The 20,863-nt window shown below is 68.5% G+C and carries 19 protein-coding genes; 7 read left to right on the forward strand and 12 right to left on the reverse strand.

Annotated features, from left to right (window positions below; all coding sequences use genetic code 11):
- The first annotated feature begins 45 nt into the window (after nucleotides 1-45).
- The 3 genes from ACLB90_RS07000 (at nucleotide 46) to glpK (ending at nucleotide 3,869) form a co-directional block, all read left to right on the forward strand.
- Nucleotides 46-681, forward strand: a complete 636-nt coding sequence (locus ACLB90_RS07000; RefSeq protein WP_017354786.1) for an OmpW/AlkL family protein — start codon at nucleotides 46-48, stop codon at nucleotides 679-681.
- Between the two features lie 144 nt (nucleotides 682-825).
- On the forward strand, nucleotides 826-2,319 hold the full coding sequence (glpD, locus tag ACLB90_RS07005; protein ID WP_411852243.1) for a glycerol-3-phosphate dehydrogenase: 1,494 nt from the start codon (nucleotides 826-828) through the stop codon (nucleotides 2,317-2,319).
- A gap of 47 nt (nucleotides 2,320-2,366) precedes the next feature.
- Nucleotides 2,367-3,869: a glycerol kinase GlpK gene (gene glpK / locus ACLB90_RS07010; RefSeq protein ID WP_411852244.1), complete on the forward strand. Its 1,503-nt coding sequence runs from the start codon at nucleotides 2,367-2,369 to the stop codon at nucleotides 3,867-3,869.
- A gap of 15 nt (nucleotides 3,870-3,884) precedes the next feature.
- On the opposite strand, the gene ACLB90_RS07015 is transcribed toward glpK, so the two are convergent.
- Nucleotides 3,885-4,679 (reverse strand): MetQ/NlpA family ABC transporter substrate-binding protein, encoded by a 795-nt coding sequence (locus tag ACLB90_RS07015; protein ID WP_411852245.1) that lies wholly within the window; start codon nucleotides 4,677-4,679, stop codon nucleotides 3,885-3,887.
- 118 nt (nucleotides 4,680-4,797) lie between these two features.
- Complete coding sequence (locus tag ACLB90_RS07020) at nucleotides 4,798-5,763, reverse strand: helix-turn-helix transcriptional regulator (RefSeq protein WP_411852246.1); 966 nt, start codon at nucleotides 5,761-5,763, stop codon at nucleotides 4,798-4,800.
- A gap of 88 nt (nucleotides 5,764-5,851) precedes the next feature.
- Between ACLB90_RS07020 and ACLB90_RS07025 the strand changes: the two genes are divergently transcribed.
- Nucleotides 5,852-6,475 (forward strand): LolA family protein, encoded by a 624-nt coding sequence (locus ACLB90_RS07025; protein WP_411852247.1) that lies wholly within the window; start codon nucleotides 5,852-5,854, stop codon nucleotides 6,473-6,475.
- A 116-nt stretch (nucleotides 6,476-6,591) separates the two neighbouring features.
- Nucleotides 6,592-7,368, forward strand: a complete 777-nt coding sequence (locus ACLB90_RS07030) for a YdiY family protein (RefSeq protein WP_411852248.1) — start codon at nucleotides 6,592-6,594, stop codon at nucleotides 7,366-7,368.
- Between the two features lie 48 nt (nucleotides 7,369-7,416).
- Here ACLB90_RS07030 and hemC read toward each other — a convergent pair whose 3' ends face one another.
- The 6 genes from hemC to ACLB90_RS07060 form a co-directional block, all read right to left on the reverse strand.
- The gene (gene hemC / locus ACLB90_RS07035) at nucleotides 7,417-8,328 is read right to left on the reverse strand and encodes a hydroxymethylbilane synthase (protein WP_411852249.1); all 912 of its coding nucleotides are present in this window, start codon (nucleotides 8,326-8,328) and stop codon (nucleotides 7,417-7,419) included.
- Between the two features lie 38 nt (nucleotides 8,329-8,366).
- Entirely contained in the window at nucleotides 8,367-9,095 is a 729-nt protein-coding gene (locus tag ACLB90_RS07040; RefSeq protein ID WP_411852250.1) for a LytR/AlgR family response regulator transcription factor, read from the reverse strand.
- A gap of 10 nt (nucleotides 9,096-9,105) precedes the next feature.
- Nucleotides 9,106-10,152 (reverse strand): sensor histidine kinase, encoded by a 1,047-nt coding sequence (locus ACLB90_RS07045; RefSeq protein ID WP_411852251.1) that lies wholly within the window; start codon nucleotides 10,150-10,152, stop codon nucleotides 9,106-9,108.
- A 4-nt stretch (nucleotides 10,153-10,156) separates the two neighbouring features.
- On the reverse strand, nucleotides 10,157-10,831 hold the full coding sequence (locus ACLB90_RS07050) for an alpha/beta hydrolase (RefSeq protein ID WP_411852252.1): 675 nt from the start codon (nucleotides 10,829-10,831) through the stop codon (nucleotides 10,157-10,159).
- A 41-nt stretch (nucleotides 10,832-10,872) separates the two neighbouring features.
- Entirely contained in the window at nucleotides 10,873-12,780 is a 1,908-nt protein-coding gene (mdoH, locus tag ACLB90_RS07055) for a glucans biosynthesis glucosyltransferase MdoH (protein ID WP_411852253.1), read from the reverse strand.
- Nucleotides 12,781-13,371: 591 nt separating this feature from the next.
- Nucleotides 13,372-13,548, reverse strand: a complete 177-nt coding sequence (locus tag ACLB90_RS07060) for a hypothetical protein (protein ID WP_411852254.1) — start codon at nucleotides 13,546-13,548, stop codon at nucleotides 13,372-13,374.
- Nucleotides 13,549-13,739: 191 nt separating this feature from the next.
- Between ACLB90_RS07060 and ACLB90_RS07065 the strand changes: the two genes are divergently transcribed.
- On the forward strand, nucleotides 13,740-14,129 hold the full coding sequence (locus ACLB90_RS07065) for a DUF2628 domain-containing protein (protein ID WP_411852255.1): 390 nt from the start codon (nucleotides 13,740-13,742) through the stop codon (nucleotides 14,127-14,129).
- A 106-nt stretch (nucleotides 14,130-14,235) separates the two neighbouring features.
- Here ACLB90_RS07065 and ACLB90_RS07070 read toward each other — a convergent pair whose 3' ends face one another.
- From ACLB90_RS07070 to ACLB90_RS07085, 4 genes are all read right to left on the reverse strand, one after another.
- Complete coding sequence (locus ACLB90_RS07070) at nucleotides 14,236-14,484, reverse strand: hypothetical protein (RefSeq protein ID WP_411852256.1); 249 nt, start codon at nucleotides 14,482-14,484, stop codon at nucleotides 14,236-14,238.
- Nucleotides 14,485-14,550: 66 nt separating this feature from the next.
- Nucleotides 14,551-15,975, reverse strand: a complete 1,425-nt coding sequence (gene arcD, locus ACLB90_RS07075; RefSeq protein WP_411852257.1) for an arginine-ornithine antiporter — start codon at nucleotides 15,973-15,975, stop codon at nucleotides 14,551-14,553.
- A 113-nt stretch (nucleotides 15,976-16,088) separates the two neighbouring features.
- Nucleotides 16,089-18,629 (reverse strand): methyl-accepting chemotaxis protein, encoded by a 2,541-nt coding sequence (locus tag ACLB90_RS07080; protein WP_411852258.1) that lies wholly within the window; start codon nucleotides 18,627-18,629, stop codon nucleotides 16,089-16,091.
- 203 nt (nucleotides 18,630-18,832) lie between these two features.
- Nucleotides 18,833-20,311 carry a SulP family inorganic anion transporter gene (locus tag ACLB90_RS07085; RefSeq protein ID WP_411852259.1) on the reverse strand — a complete coding sequence of 493 codons (1,479 nt, stop codon included), beginning with the start codon at nucleotides 20,309-20,311 and terminating at the stop codon, nucleotides 18,833-18,835.
- Between the two features lie 250 nt (nucleotides 20,312-20,561).
- Between ACLB90_RS07085 and ACLB90_RS07090 the strand changes: the two genes are divergently transcribed.
- A complete protein-coding gene (locus ACLB90_RS07090; protein WP_017354807.1) occupies nucleotides 20,562-20,861 on the forward strand; it encodes a putative quinol monooxygenase in 300 nt (99 codons plus the stop codon).
- The last annotated feature ends 2 nt before the right edge of the window (nucleotides 20,862-20,863 follow it).

Consider the following 20,863-nt stretch of genomic DNA (forward strand, 5'->3'; position numbering starts at 1 on the left):
CCGAAACAAGGGGTCCAGAACAAAAAACACCGAGGAGATTCCCCCATGCGCTCCATCCGCACCCTGACCCTGGCAACCCTGACCGCGCTGGCCTTCGCACCGGCCGCTTTCGCGCAGGACACCACCACCACCGACACCGCTTCGGGCAAGCATTTTGCCGTGGTTGGCGGCGTCTCGCTGCTGCAGCCGAAGAACGATCCGCTCGACGGCGTGCGCAAGGTGGATGGCGGCCCGGCACCGACGCTGAGCTTCAGCTACTACATCAACGACAACTGGGCCGTGGAACTGTGGGGCGCAGCCGACAAGTTCGACCACCGCGTGCGCGGCACCGATGGCGCTCGCCTGGGCACCGTCGAGCAGCAGCCGATCGCGCTGAGCGGCCAGTACCACTTCGGCCAGGCCGACAACGTGTTCCGTCCGTTCGTGGGCGTGGGCTACTACGAGTCGAACTTCAGCAATGAGAAGCTGGCCAGCGATGTCGGCCACATCGGTCTGGAAACCGCCAAGGGCGCCATCGGCACCGTCGGCGTGGACATGAACATCAACAGCACCTGGTTCGCCCGCGCCGATGCCCGCTACATGCATTCGCGCCCGGAGCTGACCGTCAACGGCGACGGCACCGGCGACAAGGCCAAGCTGGACCCGTGGACCGTGGGCTTCGGCATCGGCGCACGCTTCTAAGCGCCGCCCTGCTTCCAGGTACGTTCGCAACGGGCCCCTCACGGGGCCCGTTGTCGTTTTCATCCCCCGCATTTTCATCGCGTCTTGTCCGGCCGTGATCGACACTGCCGGCACGGACCCACCCGGGTCCACCTCGGGGAATCGATGAGCGACACCTTCGACGTGCTGGTGGTGGGCGGCGGCATCAACGGTGCCGGCATCGCCCGTGACGCGGCCGGGCGCGGGCTGACGGTCTGCCTGTGCGAGCAGGACGATCTGGCCGCGCATACCTCCAGCGCCAGCACCAAACTCATCCACGGTGGCCTGCGCTACCTGCGCAACGGCGAGTTCGGGCTGGTGCGCAAGGCCCTCAACGAACGCGAAACCGTTCGCCGGCTGGCGCCGCACCTGGTGCGCCCCACGTCCTTCGTCCTGCCACATGCGTCGCTGCTGCGGCCGGCCTGGGTGCTGCGCGCCGGCTTGTGGCTGTACGACCACCTCGGCCAGGCCAACGCGCACTTCCCGCCGTCGCGACGGCTGCGACTGTCCACCGATGCGACGGGCGCGGCGCTGCAGCCGCAGTACCGCACCGGCTTCCGTTACTCCGATGCGCGCGTGGACGATGCGCGGCTGGTGGTTCTCAACGCCCTGGACGCGCACGAGCGTGGGGCGCGCATCCAGGTGCGCACGCGCTGCGAACAGCTGATCCGCCACCGCGACCACTGGTGGGCGGTGCTGCGCGGGACCAATGGCGATGTGCAGCGTGTCCGCGCGCAGTGCGTGGTCAATGCCGCCGGGCCGTGGGCCGGCCAACTGCTGGAGCGCGCCGGTCTGGATGCGCCCATCGGCCTGCGCCTGGTACAGGGCAGCCACCTGGTGGTGCCGCGCCTGTTCGCGCACGACAGCGCGTATGTGTTCCAGCAACCGGATCAGCGCATCGTGTTCGCCATCCCCTACGAAGGCGATTTCACCCTGATCGGCACCACCGATACCGATTACGACGACGATCCGGCACTGGTGCGGCCGCGCGATGACGAGCAGGCCTACCTGCTGGCGGCGGTGAACCGCTACCTGCGCGTGCCCGTGCGGGACGAGGACATCGTGTGGCGCTTCAGCGGCGTGCGTCCCCTGCTGGCCGACCATCATTTCGATGCGTCCAAGGTCACCCGCGACTACCGCCTGGACCTGGATACCGGCGGCGCGCCGCTGCTCAGCGTACTGGGCGGCAAGCTCACCACCTATCGCGCCCTGGCCGAGGAAGCCCTGGATCGCCTTGCCCCGCATCTGCCGCACGCCGGGCCGGCGTGGACGGCGCACGGCGCGGTGTTGCCCGGCGGCGATGGCGGCGATGGCGCGGCCGTCGCCGCGCGCCTGCAGCAGTCCCATCCGCAGTTGCCCGAAGCGCTGCTGCAGCGCCTTGCCGGCAGCTATGGCACCCGCGCCGCGCGCCTGCTGGACGGCGCGCAGTCGCTGGATGCGCTGGGCCACGACCACGGCGGCGGGCTGACCCAGCGCGAGCTGGACTACCTGGTGACCCATGAGTGGGCGCGCACCGCCGAGGACGTGCTGTGGCGACGCACGCACCTGGGGCTGCGCCTGCAACCGGGCCAATGCGAGGCGCTGGCCGCGCACCTGCAGGCGCGCACGGCGATGGCGTAGGCTGGACGGGTCACCGCGGTGTGCGGGCTGTTGCCAGGGAGTCAGTGATGGACAAGCAGTACGTGCTCGCGATCGACCAGGGCACCACCAGTTCGCGCGCGATCCTGTTCGACCGCAACGGCCGCATGGCCGGGCGCGCCCAGCGCGAATTCACCCAGTTGTTCCCGGAACCGGGCTGGGTGGAGCACGACCCGCGCGAGATCCTCACCAGCGTCTACACCACCATTACCGAGCTGTTGAACCGCCAGCAGATCGATCCGCGCCAGATTGCGGCCATCGGCATCACCAACCAGCGCGAGACCACCGTGGTGTGGGACAAGGCCACCGGCCAACCGATCCACAATGCGATCGTGTGGCAGTCGCGGCAGAGTCACCCGCTGTGCGAGCGGCTCAAGGCCGAGGGCCATGAGCCGCTTGTCCGGCGCCATACCGGCCTGGTGATCGATGCGTATTTCTCCGCCACCAAGATCCGCTGGATTCTCGACCATGTGGCGGGCGCGCAGGTGCGTGCCGAACGCGGCGAACTGCTGTTCGGCACCATCGACACCTGGCTGGTCTGGAACCTTAGCGGCGGCCAGGCCCATGTCACCGATCCCAGCAACGCCGCGCGCACCCTGCTGTTCGATATCCACACGCGGCGCTGGGACGATGCGCTGCTGGCGCTGTTCAACATCCCGCGCGCGATGCTGCCGGAGGTGCGCAGTTCCAGCGAGGTCTACGCCACCACCCGGGCGCAGTTCTTCTTCGACCAGCACATTCCCATCGCCGGCATCGCCGGCGACCAGCAGGCTGCGCTGTTCGGCCAGGCCTGTTTCGAGCCCGGCATGGCCAAGAACACCTATGGCACCGGCTGTTTCATGCTGATGAACACCGGCGACAAGGCGGTGGAATCGCACAACGGGCTGCTGACCACCCTGGCCTGGGGCATCGATGGCCGCGTCGAGTACGCGCTGGAAGGCTCGATCTTCGTTGCCGGCTCGGTGGTGCAATGGTTGCGCGACGGGCTGCGCATGTTCGGCAAATCCAGCGACTGCCAGGCCTATGCCGAGCGCGCGGAGGACAACGGTGGCGTGTACCTGGTGCCTGCCTTCGTCGGGCTGGGCGCACCGTACTGGCGCAGCGATGTACGCGGGGCGATGTTCGGCCTGACCCGGGGGACCACCAAGGAGCATTTCATCCGCGCGGCGGTGGAGTCGATGGCCTACCAGACCCGTGACGTGCTGGCCGCGATGCAGGCCGATGCCGGCATCGAGCTGAAGGAACTGCGCGCCGACGGTGGCGCGATCGCCAACGACTTCATGGCGCAGTTCCAGAGCGACATTCTCGGCGTGCCGGTGCTGCGCCCGCAGGTGGCCGAAACCACCGCACTGGGCGCCGCCTATCTCGCGGGGCTGGCAACCGGGTTCTGGACCAGCCGCGCGCAGATTGCCGACCAGTGGGCGGTGGACCGCCGCTTCCAGCCGCAGATGGCGGTGGCGCGCCGCGAGGCGCTGTACGCCGGCTGGCAGCAGGCCGTCGAGGCGACGATGGGCTTCCGCGTCACCCCGTGATGCCGGCCGCTGGGATCAGAACGCCGGCAGCACCGCGCCCTTGTACTTCTCGGCGATGAACGCCTTCACTTCCGGGCTGGTCAGCGCCTTGGCCAGCTTCTGCACACGGGCGTCGTCCTTGTTGTCCGGGCGCGCCACCAGGAAGTTCACGTACGGCGAATCCTTGCTCTCGATCGCCAGCGCGTCCTGGGTCGGATTGAGCCCGGCATCCAGTGCGTAATTGGTGTTGATCAGGGCCAGATCGACCTGGTCGAGCACGCGCGGCAGCATCGCCGAATCCAGCTCGCGGAACTTGAGCTGCTTCGGGTTGGCGATGATGTCGCGCTGGGTGGCCAGGGCGTTGGTCGGATCCTTGAGGGTGATCAGGCCGGCCTTGTGCAGCAGGATCAGCGCGCGGCTGTTGTTGCTGGGGTCGTTGGGAATCACCACGTCCGCGCCGGTGGGCACCTCGTCGAGGGTCTTGAAGCGGCGCGAATAGGCGCCGAACGGCTCGATGTGTACGCCGATCACCTTGACCAGGTCGGTCTTGCGGTCGCGGTTGTAGGCGTCCAGGTAGGGCTCGGTCTGGAAGTAGTTGACGTCCACCTGCTTCTGCACGAGCTGGTCGTTGGGCTGCACGTAGTCGTTGAACACGCGCACATCCAGTTCCAACCCTTCCTTGGCCAGGATCGGCTTGACCTCGGCCAGGATCTCGGCGTGCGGCACGGCGGTGGCGGCGACCACCAGCTTCTGCGAGTCGGTGCCGGATTTACCGCAGGCAGCCAGGGCCAGGGAGGCAGCGAACAGGGGGAACAGCACGAACTTCTTCATGGGGGCGGTGTCCAGGGAAAGCAGCGGCCAACCATACCGCACGCCCCGGCCCTTGCGGAATCCGGGGCATATGACCACCGGTCATGAGGGCAGGACCGTGGCCCCGCACCGGACGCGGCTACTCGTAGTTGCTCAGCGCCAGCGCCAGCAGCGCCTTGGCCTGCTCGCGCAGCACGGTCGGCTCGATGATCTCGGCATCCGAACCGTAATGGAGCACGTCCATCAGCAGTTCGCGCGAGACGCTGTACGGCACCTTGAGCTCATAGCGGCCGTCAGGCAGGAACCGCCCCTGCTGCTTGGAATGCCAGTGCTCGTCGGCCACCCAGCGTGCCGCCTTGGCGCTGAACACGATGGTGGCCCAGCCCTTGGGCGCGCCGGAGAAGATGCCGTAGCTCGCCCCGAGCTGCTCGTCCAGCTCGCTGTCATCCACGTCGCGGGCCACGGTATCGACCACCCGCGCCTTGTAGATGCGGTCCACCGCGAAGCTGCGCAGGCCCTCGCGCCCGTGGTCCCAGGCATCCAGGTACCAGTTGTCGCGGTAATGGGTCATGCGCTGCGGCGAGACGGTGCGCTTGGTGGCTTCGTCGGTGGAGCGGGCCCGGTATTCGAAGGCCAGCTGCTTGCGCTCCAGCACCGCCGAGGCGACGGCGCGGAAGCTGGCCTCGTCGAACTTGCGGCCACGGTGCGGAATCACCCGCACCCGGTCCACCGGCCAGGTGGATACCCCCGCCTGCGCCGCCAGCAGGCCTTCGATACGCTGCTGCAGCGGCGCCAGCACCGACGACAGCACACCGCCGCCGGTCCGCGCCAGCAGGTGCTGGGACGCCAGCAGCGCATGCAGTTCCTCGGAGCTGAGCCACAACCCGGGCAGCTCGAAGCGGTCGCTTTCATCGGCCTGGTAGCGGAAGCCGGCCTCGCCGTCGCCCTCCACCGGGGCCATCAGCGCATCGCGCAGGAAGGCCAGGTCGCGATACACCGTGGCGCGGGAACACGCCAGTTTCTCCTGCAGCGTCGCCACCGTCACCGGGTAGCGGGCGGACTTGAGCAGGCGATGCAGGGCATTGATGCGTTCATATCGGTCCATGAGCCGATTATGTCCGAGTCGCCGTCGTTGTGGCGGCATCGACGGCATCTTCGGCTATCGTGGTGCCCCCTGCCCGGCCATACCCGCCATGTCGTCGCCCGTCCTGCGCCTGTTCCCCGCCGCCCTGCTCGCCCTGCTGGTGGGCGGATGCGACCGCACCGCCGAGCCACCGGCCCCGGCTCCGCAGCTGGCCGCGCCGGTACCGGCCGCCGATCCGGCCGGCGAGGTGCTTGCCGCCAGCCGCCGTTTCGGCCAGCTGCGCAGCTTCCAGGCCCGCATGCAGATGCAGGGGCCGCGCCCGCTGGAGGCGCGGATGGACTTCGTTGCACCGGACCGTTACCGGCTCACCACCGACGAGGGCGAGCAGACCATCATCGGCGACACCTTCTTCCTGCAGCGCGCTGACGAGGTCCGTCAGGTGCCGGTGCCCCCGGGTCTGCTGGCGCAGTGGCGCAATCCGCTGCCGCCCGATCTGGCACCGGCGCAACTGCAGGTGGAGGACCTGGGCAGCGACCGCATCGACGGGCGGATCGCGCACAAGTACCGCGTGCGGCACGCCACTGCGGCACCGGACGGCATGCTGTACTGGATCGACGCGCAGGGGCTGCCGGTACGCATCCAGCGCCAGGGGCAGACCCAGGGACAGGCCTTCGACATCACCGTGTCGTACGCGCGCTTCGACGATCCGACGCTGCGCGTGGATCTACCCTGAACAGGCGAAAAGGCCGAACGTCTGCTAAAGCCGCGGCACGGGCGCGGATGTCGCGCTGAACGCTTCAAGTATCATCACCGGCCTGCCCTCCCCCTGTCCGATCCGGAGAACCGTTGATGTCCCTGCGCGTCTCGTTGCTTGTTCCCCTGCTGCTCTGCGCCCCGGTGGCCTGGGCGGAAGACGTTTCCGAGCTGGCCGCGATGACCTCGCCCTGGAGCGGCAGCGGTGGCGAACTGGGCTTTGCCTCGGCCCGCGGCAACAGCAACACCGAGAGCGCCAACGGCCGCCTGCGCCTGCGTTACACCGATGACGACTGGGTCCATAGCATGGATCTGTTCGGCCTGCGCTCGCGCTCGGAATACACCGAAACCAACGACGACGGCAGCACCGTGCGCCGCCGCAACACCACCGCCAACCGCTACACCGGCAGTGCCGGCAGCGCGCTGCAGCTGGGCGAACACCGCCAGCTCACGGCAACGGTGCGCTACGAGCGCGACGACTTCGCCACCTACGACCGCCAGAGCTCGTTCGGTCTCGGTTACGGTACCCGCGTGGTGGACAGCGACCGCTTCTACATCGATGCGCAGATCGGCCCCGGTGTGCGCCGCACGCACAACACCGAGAACGATGAAACCCGCACCGGCCTGATCGGCCGTGGCCTGTTCGACGTCAAGTACACGCTGACCCCCAATACCGACCTGGTCAACACGCTGCTGGTGGAATCGGGCTCGTACAACACCTTCGGCCAGAACGATTTCGGCGTGTCGGTCAGCATGAACGAGCACCTGGCGCTGAAGGCCGGCTGGCAGGCCCGCTACAACAGCGACGTCGCCGAAGACAAGCGCAAGACCGACACGCTGACCACCATGAACGTGGTCTACAAGTTCAAATAATCCGCGCGCGGGTAGTGCCGGCCGCTGGCCGGCACCCACCTCCGGCCGCTAGACCGCGAGCAGGTCCCCCGCACCCCCGTCCAGCAGGCCCTGCGCCACCGCCTTTCCGAGTGCGTCCGGGTCGTTGCCCGGGCCGCGCGCTTCGGCGCGGATGAGCCGGCCGTCGGCCACGCCGCCGACCAGCCCCTGCAGGAACAGGTCCTCGCCTTCCCACTGCGCAAAGCCCGCCACCGGCACGTGGCAACTGCCGTGCAGCGCGCGGTTCATCGCGCGCTCGGCCTCCACGCAGGCGCGGGTGCGCGCATCGTCGAGGGCGGCAAACAGCGCCATCACCTGCGCATCCTCGCCATTGCATTCCACCGTCACCGCGCCTTGCGCCGGTGCGGGCAGCCACGCCGGCGCCGCCAGCCGGGCCACGATGCGCCCGCCCAGGCCCAGCCGCTCCAGGCCGGCCACCGCCAGCACGATGGCGTCGTAGCCGCCATTGTCGAGCTTGGCCAGGCGGGTGTTGACGTTGCCGCGCAGGTCCAGCAGTTCCAGGTCCGGGCGCAGTGCGCGCAGCTGCGCCTGGCGGCGCAGCGACGAGGTCCCCACGCGTGCGCCGATCGGCAGCGCGTCGAGCGAGGCGTACAGGTTGGAGATGAAACCGTCAGCCGGATCATGGCGGGTCAGCATGGCCGGCAGCGCAAAGGGCGCGTCCAGTTCCATCGGCACGTCCTTGAGCGAATGCACCGCACAGTCGGCCTCACCGCGCAGCATCGCCAGCTCCAGTTCCTTGAGGAACAGGCCCTTGCCGCCGATGGCTGCCAGCGAACGGTCGAGCACCTCATCGCCGCGCGTGCTCATCGGCACCAGCACCACCTCCAGGCCGGGATGCGCCTGACGCAGGCGATCGGCGACATGTTCGCTCTGCCACAGGGCAAGCGGGCTCTTTCGGGTGGCGATGCGCAGGGTTTTCATGGCGACATTATGTCAAAGCCGGAAAGGCGTACCCGCCCTCAAAGATGTTTGAGGTCCTGCTTGATGCTGGCCACGCAGCGCCGGCTGACCTCCAGCGGCTGCTTGCCGTGGCGGAGCACGGCCTGCACCTGGCCGGCGCCGTTGCGGCGCAGCTCCATCAGTTCATGACGCGCGACCAGGCAGTTGCGGTGGATGCGCACGAAGCGCGTGGTGAACTCTTCCTCCAGCGACTTCAGCGACTCCTCGATCAGGTCCTCGCCACGGGCGTGGTGGACCACCACGTACTTTTCCTCGGCCTGCAGATAGTGGATGTCGTCGATCGGGATCAGCCGCAGGCTGCCGCGCAGGCGCGCGCACAGCAGGGTGCGCGCCTGTTGGCTGGACGCCACGGGCTGCCCGCCGCGACCGGCCAGGAAGGTTCGCGCGCGTTCCAGCGCGGCGGCCAGGCGCTCTGGGCGTACCGGCTTCATCAGGTAGTCGATGGCGGCCGCCTCGAACGCAGACAGCGCGTGCGCGTCGTAGGCGGTGCAGAACACCACGGCCGGGCGCGGATCGAAGGTCGCCAGGTGGCGGGCGGCTTCCAGGCCATCCAGGCCCGGCATGGCGATGTCCAGCAGGACCAGGTCCGGCTGCAGTTCCGCGCAGGCATGCAGGGCCTGCTCGCCGTTTTCGGCCTCGGCCACGACCTGGACCCCGGCCTGTTCGGCCAGCAGTGACCGCAGCCGCTCGCGGGCCAGCGGTTCGTCGTCGGCGATGACCACTTTCAAGACAGCATCCTCATGGGATCGGGACCGTGATGTCGCAAGCATAGTAGCCGTCGCTCCATCCTCCCGTCATCCGCGCGCCAGGCCCGAAACGCCACGCCAGGCGGTGCGCGATGCTGCGTTGGGCGTGGCCCGCGCCGTGCGCCAGCGGCAGGCTGCGCGCAGTCGGATCGGGCGCGGGGTTGCGCACGCGGATGTGCAGCTGCTGGGCCTGTACTTCCAGCCCGATGACGATGGTCCCCCCGACCGGCAGCCGCGAAATCCCGTGCAGCACCGCGTTTTCCACCAGCGGCTGCAGCACCAGGCGTGGCATCGGCAGCTCCCACGGCAAGGATTCATCGCGCTCCCATTGCACCTGCAGGCGCTCGCCCAGCCGCAGCGACTCGATCGAGAGATAGCGCTCGGCCAGCTCGCATTCCTCACGCAACGTGGCATCACCCTCGCCTGCGCCGAGCGCGGCCCGGAACAGGTCGGACAGGTCCAGCACGGCCCGTTCGGCCACCACCGGATCGCGGCGCAGCAGGCCGGCGATGAGGTTCATGCTGTTGAAGAGAAAGTGCGGGCGGATCCGCGCCTGCAGTGCATCGGCCTGCGCACGCGCGTTGGCCATCACCTGCGCGCTCCAGCGGTCGCTGACATAGAAGTAGCGCAGGGCCAGCGCCACCATCAGCGCGGTGATTGCCGCGCTGCCCAGGGTGAAACGCCAGAATCCAACGCCGCTGGCGAAGCTGCTGCCGCCCAGGGCGGTGTACAGCCCATGCACGATGCCGGCACAGGCACTGGCGATCAGCGCGGTCATCGCTACCGCCAACAGCGTGCCGGGCAGCTCGGGAAGCCGCGAGAGCGCCTGTCGGGCGCTGCACAGGCAGACCGTGGCGGCCAGCGCCAGCCACAGCGCGAAACCGCTGGCGCTGAGAAAGTCCGACAGCGCCCATTGCCGGCTGCCATCGGGTGCCAGCGCCACCACCAGCACCACCAGCTCGGCCAGCCCCAGCATCGCCGCCAGCCGCGGCAGCTGGCACAGCTCGGGCAGCCACGGCAGCTGGCGCGGATCGCTCATCGGCTCAGGCGGCCTGGAACCGCGCGTCCAGCCAATCGCCCAGGGCCTGCAGCTCTTCGCCACAGACCTGGTGGGCCATCGGGTAGGAATGCCATTCCAGCGGGAACCCCAGCGCGGTGAGCGTCTGCGCGGTGTGCGCGGCGATGGGCTGCGGGATCACCGGATCCTGCGCGCCATGCGCCATGAACACCGGCGGGCGGATGCCGTCCGGCGCACGCTGCGCGGCGGCGGCATCCGGGTCTGGAAGATATGTCGACAGGGCGATCAGGCCGGCCAGCGGACGGGTCCGGCGCAGCGCGGCACTGAGGATGATGGCGCCGCCCTGCGAGAAGCCGGCCAGCAGGATCCGTTCGGCCGGAATGCCGCGGGCGACCTCCTCCTCGATCAGCCCATCCAGCGCGAGCACCGAGGCATCCACGCCGGCGGCATCGGCGCGCGAGCGGAAATCCATGCTGACGATGTCGTACCAGGCGCGCATCGGCACGCCGTTGTTGATCGTGATCGGCTGCACCGGGGCGTGCGGAAACACGAAGCGGATCGCCGGCCAGTGCGGACGCAGCAGCTCGGGGACGATCGGGGCGAAATCATGGCCGTCAGCGCCCAGTCCATGCAGCCACAGCACCGCCCATTGCGGGTCGGTGCCGGTTTCGTTGATGACGGCTTCCAAGCGGTGCTGCATGCGGCGACTCCAGAACAGGGGCGCCGCATTATGCGCACAACTTACCGGGCCGCAGCGTTCTCCAGCGCGGCGCGGCGCAGTTGCGCGGCGCGCACCAGCACCGGCGGCGGGGCCAGCTCTTCGGGGATGTCCATCAGGCCCCAGCGGTGCAGCAGGTCGCCGGCACGGCGTCCGGAAGTCAGCGCCACCACCGGGATCGCCAGCACCATGCCGATCACCACCGGCGCCATCCAGGCCGCCAGCGACGGCGATACCGCATAGGCCAGCGCCCCCATGAACAGGCCGAACACGCTCAACCCGCCGTAGCCGCGGATCAGCGCCGGCCAGGAGATGCCACCGTCGTCGCGCTGCTGCGCATCCCAGCCCGAATCCTTGCCGGCCAGCACTTCGGCGACGCCGCGCGACTGCACGTACATCACCACCGGTGCCATCAGGGCGGCCAGTACGGTTTCCAGCAGCATCGAGATCAGCGCACGGAAGGCGCCGCCACAGCCGCGCCGTTCCACCGGGTCCAGCAGCATGGCCAGGTAGCCCAGCACCTTGGGCGCCAGCAGCACGACCATCGTGAGGGCGAACATGCGCACCACTTTCTCTTCGTCCTGGTGGCGCCAGTACTGGCCCGGCGACAGGTGCAGCAGCGCGTTGAAATCGATGCCGCCCTGGAACAACGGGATCGCGATGCCGATCAGCATCAGCATCGCCCACATCGGCGCGGTGAAGTAGTGGCCGATGCCGATCATCATGTGCATGCGGCTGACCCAGTGCAGGCCCTTGGAGCCCACCACCTTGGCGTGCTGCAGGTTGCCCTGGCACCAGCGGCGGTCGCGCACCAGCATGTCGGTCAGCGTGGGCGGCCCTTCTTCGTAGCTGCCCTTGAGGTAGGGCACCATGTGCGTGGCCCACCCGCCACGGCGCATCAGCGCCGCCTCGACGAAATCGTGGCTGAGCACATGGCCGCCGAACGGCTCGCGGCCCGGCAGCGGCGGCAGGCCGGCGTTGTCGGCGAAGGCCTCGGTGCGGATGATCGCGTTGTGGCCCCAGTAGTTGCTTTCCGCGCCGTGCCACCAGGCCACGCCACGGCCGATCACCGGGCCGTACACGCGCCCGCCGAACTGCTGCATGCGCGCGAACAGGGTGCGTCCGCCGATCACCGCCGGCAGCGTCTGGATCAGGCCGACATCCGGATTGTGTTCCATGCCGGCCACCAGCCGCACGATGGTATCGCCGGTCATCAGGCTGTCGGCATCCAGGATCAGCATCTGCGGGTAGCCGCCGCCGAAGCGGCGCACCCAGTCGGCGATGTTGCCGGCCTTGCGCCCGCTGTTGTCGCCACGGCGACGGTAGAACAGCCGGTCGTGGCCCTGTACGGCATCGCGCAGCGCCTCGAAGGCCTGCTCTTCGGCCGCACCGATGTCCTCGCGGCGGGTATCGCTGAGCACGTAGAAGTCGAACTGCGCCAGCTGCCCGGTCGCGGCGACCGACTCGTAGATCGCCTGCAGCCCGGCCAGCAGGCGAAGCGGATCTTCGTTGTAGGTGGGCATCAGCAGCGCGGTGCGGGTATGCACCTGCGGCAACGGCTCATCCGGATCGATGCCCAGCTTGTAGCCACGATCGAACACGGCGGTCAGGAAGCCGGCAACGGCGCCGGCGAAGGACAGCGCGATCCAGGCGAACAGGGCCACGAACAGGCACAGCAGGCAGGCCTCCAGCACGCTGACACCGTTCACTGCCAGCACCTTCCACATCATCGTGGTGGCGGCGATGGTCATCGCCGCGGTACCGCCAAGGATGTAAAAGCGGCGCAGCGCCATCAGGCGCGGGGCAGTACGCTGGCGGGGCACCTGCAGGCGTCCCTCGCGGAACGACTGTTCGGGCATGGCCATCGGGGTTTCCACCGGCAGCACCGCGCGCCCGGCATCCACAACGGCGTTGAGGGTCTGCATGGTCATGCGCGGCGTCCCGTGGTGGGGCGTGCCAAACCGGGCGAACCCGGTACGAAGTGGATCATCCCGATCCCGGCGCACCCAGCGGCGCGATTGCGTCCTGCCTGCGTGGACCGGCAACCGGTACGCAGCTGATGTCTGTCACTACCGGAACCCACGTACTCTCCAACAGGCTTGAGGCGAAAAATGCGGCTCAGTCTATGAGGCGAAATGTAAGCCGGGTGCGAAGGCCAGCCCCCGTGATTTCTCCCCATTCAGCCAACCGCCGCCCTGCCCGGCGGTGCTGATCGCGACAAAGCGTCGCAGCCCTTGTGCCACGGGGATTTCCCCATTCATGTTGTAAACGGGCATCCGCCGCATCGCCAGGAAGGCATGCGACCGCCGCAGCGCCCACCTACCCGCGCCAGGTCGTTCCCTGCGCAGTTTCTGCCGGCCGGATCGCCTTCGTGTTGGCTGTACAGCGCGCGCCATGTTCCGCAGGGTCCACACACCCACGGAAGACACCCTGTCGCCTTTGATCGTGTCCCGCGCGCCGCGTTGCGCTGGCCTGCCGGGCACGCGCCGTCCCGATCGGGCGGCGCGTGCGGAACGGGTGCGTCAGCGCAGTTCGCGGTCGGCCGGGGCCAGCGCGGCAGCGGCGGTGGCCAGCGCGCGCGAGGCTGCCTGGGTCAACTGTTGCTGGGCCAGCAGCTGCTGGGCCTGGGTCGCGACCGGGCATGGTGCGATCGGGCGATTGGCGGGGCCCGCGCCGTGGCGCGAGGAAATACTCGACATGGTCTCCGTGTCCTGTGTCCTGCGGTCATTCCCAACGGCATCCGCCGAGGGATTGCGCACCCTATCTGAAAATTCACCGCAATGTGTGACGGCTCTCACGCGACGACTTTCCGACACGTTCGCGTCGATACACTGGCGTACTGTCATATACGAAAGCTATGATGAAAGCGTTTACAACCTAGAAAATGGATATGGACTCCTTCAACACCTCTCAGTACAGCCCCAAGTGGCAGCTCCGTTTCAACTTCTTCGAGAAGCACGGTGCGCCCAACGCTCCGGGCTTCAAGGATGCCCTGCAGAAGTTGCCGTTCGGCGAGAAAGTGAAGATCAACTTCAACTTCTTCGCGCTGTTCTTCACCTGGATCTACCTGTTCATCCTCGGCCTGTGGCGCAAGGCCATCGTGGTCCTCGCCGTGACCGTGGCGCTGTACGTGGTGGCGATGATCCTGCCGGGCTTCATCGGCCGTACGCTGCTGGTGGTGTGGTCGCTGCTGGTCGCGATCACCACCAATTACGCGTATTACCTGGATCGGGTGAAGGGCAACACCAGCTGGAACCCCTTCGAAGGTCTGCGCTGGTAATCAGCGCACTGCACGACCCTCTGGGCCCGGTCATCGACCGGGCCTTTTTTTGTTCTTCCCCCGCCGCGCAGGCTTCAGATTTCTGGCGCTGCCACGCGCGCGCCCATCACCGCGGCGATCGCTTGACGCCCGCACCGGCGCAGTCCGGCAGCGGCGGCAGCATCGCATCGAGCAGGTGGTTGTGATCCAGCCGCAGGTCGTCCAGGGCCAACGCGGCGTAAGGCGGCACGTTCTGCCGCAGTGCCTGGCGCACCTCCAGGCCGGCGCGCTGGATCAGCGCGACCCGCCTCTCGCGGGTCGGCGGCGTCACCAGGTACTCGACCACCTGCGGCTCGATGCCGACATGGCGGATCAAGGCAGGAACACTGCGCGAGGTGGCCAGGCCTGGCTGGGCTGAGCCGGGCCTCACTGCCGGTGCGGCTCAGGCAAGCCTCAGGCTGCCGTGCCACAGCCCCCATACACCGCACAACGCCACCACCAGCACGCACACGGCGATGCCCCACTCCACCGGCGTGAACACCGGTTGCCCGTGCTGCCGCTTGGCCAGCGCGAACATGAGCATGCCCGGCGCGTACAGCAGCGCCGACAACATCACCTGCGCCATGCCGCCGGCATACACCAGCCATACCGCATACACCGTGGCCAGCGTCGCTACCACCAGGTCGCGCCGGCGCGGTGCGGATGCATCGGCGTAGCCGTCGCCGCGCCACGCGATCAGGACGCCATAGCCGGCCGAGAACAGATACGGCACCAGCGCCATCGACGCGCCCAGCAGCACCAGGCTGGTGTAGGTGCCGGCACTGAACAGGGTGACCACCAGGAACAGCTGGATCAGCCCGTTGGTCAGCCACAATGCGTTGGCCGGCACGTCGTTGGCGTTCTGCCGGGCCAGGAACGCCGGCATCGTGCCGTCGCCTGCGGCCGCGTACAGCACTTCGGCGCACAACAGCACCCAGGCCAGCAGTGCGCCGAGCACCGATACGATCATGCCGATGATGATGAGCGTGGCTCCCCACGGGCCAACGATGGCTTCGAGCACGAACGCCATCGACGGGTTGTGCAGGTGTGCCAGCTTCTGGTGGCCAAGCACGCCCATCGACAGCAGGTTGACCAGCATCAGCAGCGCCAGCACGCACAGGAACCCGATCACCGTCGCGCGGCCGACATCCGCACGGCGTCCGGCGCGGCGGGAGTAGATGCTTGCGCCCTCGATGCCGATGAACACCCACACGGTGATCAGCATCATCCCGCGCAACTGCTCGCCGAGACTGCCCAGCGTGGCGGTGCCCCAGAAATCGCCGGTGAAGATGTCGGCCTGGAAGCCGATCGCGGCAATGATGAGGAACACCACGATCGGCACGATCTTGGCCACGGTGACCACCGCGTTGACCAGTGCGGCTTCGCGGATGCCGCGCAGGATCATCGCGTGCATCGCCCACAGCAGCACCGAGGCGCAGGCCACCGCCTGCCAGGTGTTGCCTTCGCCGAAGGCCGGCACGAAGTAGCCCAGGCCGCTGAAGATCAGCACGAAGTAGCTGACATTGCCCAGCAGCGAACAGACCCAGTAGCCCCAGGCCGAAGAGAACCCGATGTAGTCGCCGAACCCGGCCTTGGCGTAGGCGTAGATGCCGGTGTCCAGCCCGGGCTTGCGGTTGGCCAGGTTCTGGAACACGAACGCCAGCATCAGCATGCCCAGACCGCTGATCGCCCAGCCGATCAGCGCGGCCCCCGGACCGGCGCTGCGCGCGATGTTCTGCGGCAGCGAGAAGATGCCCGCGCCGATCATCGACCCGACCACCAGCGCCGTCAGTGCGGAAAGACCGAGGCGGTCGGAAGGCGCTGTCATGGCGGTGTCGGCGCGGTCATGGGCATGGCCACAAGTCTAGATCCGCCGGATGATTCCAGGGTGAAGCGCGCGGGGTCCGGCATGCGCCACCGCGCGCATGCCGGATGCGTGGCTCACACCAGCGCGTGCGCGCGACCGGTGGCACGCTGCAGCGGTGCGGCCGGCGCCTGCAGGCGGAAGATCGACACCGCGGTGGCGAGCTGCTGCGCCTGCTCTTCCATCGCCCGTGCCGCCGCCGTCGCTTCCTCGACCAGCGCGGCATTCTGCTGCGTGGTTTCGTCCATCTGGGTGATGGTCTGGTTGACCTGCTCGATGCCGGCCGACTGCTCCTTCGAGGCGGCAGAGATCTCGGCCATGATGTCGTTGACGCGGCGCACGCCACTGACGATGTCTTCCATCGTGCGGCCGGCGGTCTGCACCAGCGCCGAGCCCTGGCTGACCTGCTCGACCGAGTCGTCGATCAGCGTCTTGATCTCCTTGGCAGCCCCCGCCGAGCGCTGCGCCAGCGCCCGCACTTCCGAGGCGACGACCGCAAAGCCGCGCCCCTGTTCGCCGGCACGCGCGGCTTCCACTGCCGCGTTCAGGGCCAGGATGTTGGTCTGGAAGGCGATGCCGTCGATGACCGTGATGATTTCGGCGATACGCTTGGAGGACGCTTCGATGCCAGCCATCGTGGTCACCACCTGGCCCACCACCAGCCCGCCCTGCGAGGCCACGTCGGCTGCGCCGGCGGCCAGCTGGTTGGCCTGCACCGCGTGGTCGGTGTTCTGGCGCACGGTGGAGGTCAGCTCTTCCATCGATGCGGCGGTTTCCTCCAGGCTCGCCGCCTGCTGCTCGGTACGGCGCGACAGATCACTGTTGCCCGAGGCGATCTCGCCGGCCGCCAGGTTGATGCTGTCGGTGGCCTGCTGGATGCGGCCGACGATGTCGGTGAGCTGGTTCACGGTGGTATCGGCATCGTCGCGCATCCGCGCGAACACGCCGTGGAACTCACCGTGCATGCGCGCGGTCAGGTCGCCTGCGGCGATGGCACGCAGCAGTTCGGAGATCTGCTGCAGGTTGCCGTCGCTGACCTGCATCATCGTGTTGAGGTTTTCCACCATCAGTCGGAAATCGTGGTCGAAACGCACCACGTCGCCGCGCTGGCTGAAATCGCCGATCGCCGCCGCGCCGGCCAGGTCCTGGATCTGCGTGTTGATCGCACGCAGGTTGGCCTTGGTGGTGTCCATCGCCGCGGTGAACGCGGCCTGCTCGCCGGGCAGGCGATCCATGTCCGGGGACAGGTCGCCGACCGCGTAGCGCTGCATCACCTCGACCAGGCGACGGGTCACGCCGATGTTGGCGCCCACCAGGTGGTTGGTGTCGTGCACCATGCGGCCATACGCGCCCGGGAAGCCCTCGGCGTCCATGCGGTAGCTCAGTTCACCCGCCTCATGGCGCTGCGCCATCTCGCCCTGCGCGGCCATCACCGCCTGCAACTGGTCGCGCATGCGCTGCATCGACTGCAGCAGGCGGCCCACTTCATCGTCGCGCACGGCCGGCAGCGGCGTGTCCAGGCGGCCATCGGCCACCTCGGCCGACAGCCGCACCGCGTCGGCCAGCGGACGGATCGCCTGGCGACGCAGCAGCACATAGACGCTGCCGCTCAGTACCAGCGCCGCACCCAGGCCCACGGCCAGGATGATCCACAGCAGCGCGCGGGCCTGCGCGGTGATCAGGTCGTGCGGCACGATCACGCCCAGCGCGAAGCGTTCCTGGCTGCCGCCGATGCGCAGCGGCACGTACGCCTTGACGTTGCCGGCGGCATCTTCGTGGAAGTCCTCGTACGGCTTGTCCGCGGCAATCTGCGCCAGCAGCTGCCGGGTGGCCGCGTCCTCACGGCGCGTGCCGATCTCCTTGGCGTCGGCGGCGGCCAGCACGATGCCGGCCGGCGAAATCAGCTCCACATGGCCCTCGCCCATCGGACGCAGCGCGGCCAGGCGCTCCTGCAGTGCGGCCAGGCCGAAGTCCACGGTCACCGCACCGAGGAAGGTGCCGTTGTCCAGCACCGGCGTGGACAGCGTGGTCATCAGCACCGGCTTGCCGCCGATCTCATAGCGGTACGGCTCGGCCACGGTAGGGCGCTTGAGCTCGCGCGGGCGCAGGTACCAGTCGCCATCGCCGGGCACGTCGTAGCCCTTGAGCACGTCCTGCACCGGGTTGCCGTCCTGCCAGGCCCAGTAGCTCATGAAACGGCCGGTGCCATCGTGGGCCTCGGCATCGACGAAGTCCGCATCCTTGCCGTCGAACGCCTGCGGTTCCCACAGCGTGCCCAGGCCCACCCACTCCGGGTGCGAGCGCAGCTGCTGCTGCAGGATCTGTGCGGCGGTGGCGCGCGACAGGGTGCCGGTGGCGTGCTGCACCACCAGGCTGTCGGCCAGCGCCTGGCTGGTGGCAAAGGCGGCGGAAAGGTCCGCGTTGACCCGGCGCGCCTCGGACTCGGCCTGGCTCTGCATGGTTCGACGCGAAGATTCCACCAGCGCCTCGCTGGCTTCGCGGTAGCTGATGGCAGCGGTGACGCCGAAGCAGAGCATGGCAATCAGCGCGGTACCCAGCATCAGCCGGTTGGCGATGCTGCCGGGGCGCTTGGAAGCGGTCGAGCGGGACGCAGGCATGGGGGCGGTTCCGGAAAAGGGGTACGGGTCAGCGGACGCCATCGAGCGCCACTACGGCATCGCGCAGTCCATTGCGGTCCACCCCGGGGCGGTGACACTCACGCCCGGGCTGGCAGGGGTACGTGCGACGGCGACACGCACCGGGCATTGAGCTGGATAACGGCCTTGCCGCGCCGATGTTTAGCCGCGTTTCCTGACCGGGTTCAGTGTCTGCCCGGTGGCAGCCCATCCACGCCCGGTGTCCGCGCCAGGCGCTCGACCAGGGTCTGGCTGGCCGCATTGAGCCCGCGGACCTCGACCTGCGCGCCATGCGCACGCAGCCTGGCCACCACCCGTTCCAGCGCAGCCACCGCGCTGAGGTCCCAGAAGTGCGCGTTCGACAGGTCGATCGCCACGCGCGCGGGAACATGCTGCAGATCGAAGCTGGCAGCGAACTGCCCGGCCGACGCGAAGAACACCTGCCCGGCGACGGTGTAGGTGCAGCTGCCATCGGCCTGCGCGACGGCGTGGACATCGAGCATGCGCCCCACCTTGCGCGCGAAGAACAGCGCCGACAGCAGCACCCCGGTCAACACTCCCTTGGCCAGGTCGTGGGTGATCACGGTGACCACCACGGTGGCCACCATCACCAGCGACGAGCTCTTCGGGTGCAGCCGCAGTTCCTGGAACGAGCGCCAATGGAAGGTGCCGATGCTGACCATGATCATCACCGCCACCAGCGCGGCCATCGGAATCTGTCGCACCCAGTGGGCGCCATAGACCACCAGCAGCAGCAACAGCACACCGGCGACCAGGCACGACAGCCGCCCGCGCCCGCCCGAGGACACGTTGATCACCGACTGCCCGATCATCGCGCAGCCGCCCATGCCGCCGAACAGCCCGGCGGTGATGTTGGCCAGGCCCTGTCCTGCACATTCGCGGTTGCGCTGGCTGGGGGTGTCGGTCATGTCCTCGACGATCTGCGCGGTCATCATCGACTCCAGCAGACCCACGACAGCCAGCGTCGCCGACACCGGCAGCAGCAGGCGCAGCGTATCCCAGGTCAACGGGACATCCGGGAACAGGAACGTCGGCAGGCTGTCCGGCAGTGCGCCCATGTCGCCGACCGTGCGCACCTCCCAGCCAAATCCGATCGACAGCGCGGTCAGCACCACGATCGCCACCAGCGGCGACGGCACCGCACGGGTCAGCCGCGGCAGCAGGTAGATGATCGCCAGCCCGGCCGCGCACACCGCCCATACCTGCCAGGACCGTCCGATCAGCTCGGGCATCTGCGCCAGGAAGATCAGGATGGCCAGCGCGTTGACGAAACCGGTGATCACCGAACGCGACACGAAGCGCATCAGCGCCCCCAGCTTCAATGCGCCGGCCACCACCTGCAGCAGGCCGGCCAGGATCGTCGCAGCCAGCAGGTACTGCAGGCCGTGGTCGCGGACCAGGTCGACCATCACCAGGGCCATCGCGCCGGTGGCCGCCGAAATCATGCCGGGGCGGCCGCCGGCGATGGCGGTGACCACCGCGATGCAGAACGACGCGTACAAACCGACCTTGGGGTCGACGCCGGCGATGATCGAGAAGGCGATCGCTTCGGGGATCAGCGCCAGTGCCACGACGGCGCCGGACAGCAGGTCGCCACGGATATTGCCGAGCCATTGCTGGCGCAGCGGATAGGAAACGGACATGAAAAAAACTCCACGCACCGGCGCGGCGCGCGGCGCGTTGTGTGATGAAAACAAGGCACTCCCTGGACCCGGCACTGGCACGGGCGCGTCGTCAGCGCGTTGTCAGGGTGGCGTCATCACAGCAGGTCCGGCCCGGAGGCGAAAGCGGCGCGCAGGATACCGCAGCGCCGCCAGCCCCTCAATGTGGCCGGCGTTGACCTGTGCCGCCCGCATGCCCAGCATGGGCACCTGACCTGTTTAGGAGTGCACCATGTACGGATTGATCGGCAAGATGAAGACTGCGGCCGGCGAGCGCGATCGGGTGATCGCGATTCTTCTGGACGGCACCGGCGCCATGCCCGGCTGCCTGAGCTACGTGGTTGCCACCGACCCGGCCGATCCGGACGCGATCTGGATCACCGAGGCATGGGAGAGCGCCGACCTGCACCGCGCCTCCCTCGCCCTGCCGGCCGTGCAGGCGGCCATCGCCCAGGCGCGCCCGATGATCACCGGCTTCGGCGAACGCTTCGAGACCGCGCCGGTGGGCGGACACGGCCTGGTCAGCGGCTGACG

It is taken from the genome of Stenotrophomonas sp. LGBM10, from assembly GCF_046736075.1.
Taxonomy (GTDB): domain Bacteria; phylum Pseudomonadota; class Gammaproteobacteria; order Xanthomonadales; family Xanthomonadaceae; genus Stenotrophomonas.

What these genes read in the sequence shown, in the direction of transcription:
- ACLB90_RS07045 (WP_411852251.1), bottom strand. Translation starts at nt 10,152, where the DNA reads ATGAGCGATCCGCGCCAGCTGCCGTGGCTGCCCGAGCTGTGCCAGCTG.
- glpD (WP_411852243.1), top strand. Translation starts at nt 826, where the DNA reads ATGAGCGACACCTTCGACGTGCTGGTGGTGGGCGGCGGCATCAACGGT.
- hemC (WP_411852249.1), bottom strand. Translation starts at nt 8,328, where the DNA reads ATGAAAACCCTGCGCATCGCCACCCGAAAGAGCCCGCTTGCCCTGTGG.
- ACLB90_RS07000 (WP_017354786.1), top strand. Translation starts at nt 46, where the DNA reads ATGCGCTCCATCCGCACCCTGACCCTGGCAACCCTGACCGCGCTGGCC.
- ACLB90_RS07020 (WP_411852246.1), bottom strand. Translation starts at nt 5,763, where the DNA reads ATGGACCGATATGAACGCATCAATGCCCTGCATCGCCTGCTCAAGTCC.
- ACLB90_RS07065 (WP_411852255.1), top strand. Translation starts at nt 13,740, where the DNA reads ATGGACTCCTTCAACACCTCTCAGTACAGCCCCAAGTGGCAGCTCCGT.
- ACLB90_RS07085 (WP_411852259.1), bottom strand. Translation starts at nt 20,311, where the DNA reads ATGTCCGTTTCCTATCCGCTGCGCCAGCAATGGCTCGGCAATATCCGT.
- arcD (WP_411852257.1), bottom strand. Translation starts at nt 15,975, where the DNA reads ATGACAGCGCCTTCCGACCGCCTCGGTCTTTCCGCACTGACGGCGCTG.
- ACLB90_RS07080 (WP_411852258.1), bottom strand. Translation starts at nt 18,629, where the DNA reads ATGCCTGCGTCCCGCTCGACCGCTTCCAAGCGCCCCGGCAGCATCGCC.
- ACLB90_RS07015 (WP_411852245.1), bottom strand. Translation starts at nt 4,679, where the DNA reads ATGAAGAAGTTCGTGCTGTTCCCCCTGTTCGCTGCCTCCCTGGCCCTG.
- mdoH (WP_411852253.1), bottom strand. Translation starts at nt 12,780, where the DNA reads ATGACCATGCAGACCCTCAACGCCGTTGTGGATGCCGGGCGCGCGGTG.
- glpK (WP_411852244.1), top strand. Translation starts at nt 2,367, where the DNA reads ATGGACAAGCAGTACGTGCTCGCGATCGACCAGGGCACCACCAGTTCG.
- ACLB90_RS07090 (WP_017354807.1), top strand. Translation starts at nt 20,562, where the DNA reads ATGTACGGATTGATCGGCAAGATGAAGACTGCGGCCGGCGAGCGCGAT.
- ACLB90_RS07060 (WP_411852254.1), bottom strand. Translation starts at nt 13,548, where the DNA reads ATGTCGAGTATTTCCTCGCGCCACGGCGCGGGCCCCGCCAATCGCCCG.
- ACLB90_RS07050 (WP_411852252.1), bottom strand. Translation starts at nt 10,831, where the DNA reads ATGCAGCACCGCTTGGAAGCCGTCATCAACGAAACCGGCACCGACCCG.
- ACLB90_RS07030 (WP_411852248.1), top strand. Translation starts at nt 6,592, where the DNA reads ATGTCCCTGCGCGTCTCGTTGCTTGTTCCCCTGCTGCTCTGCGCCCCG.
- ACLB90_RS07025 (WP_411852247.1), top strand. Translation starts at nt 5,852, where the DNA reads ATGTCGTCGCCCGTCCTGCGCCTGTTCCCCGCCGCCCTGCTCGCCCTG.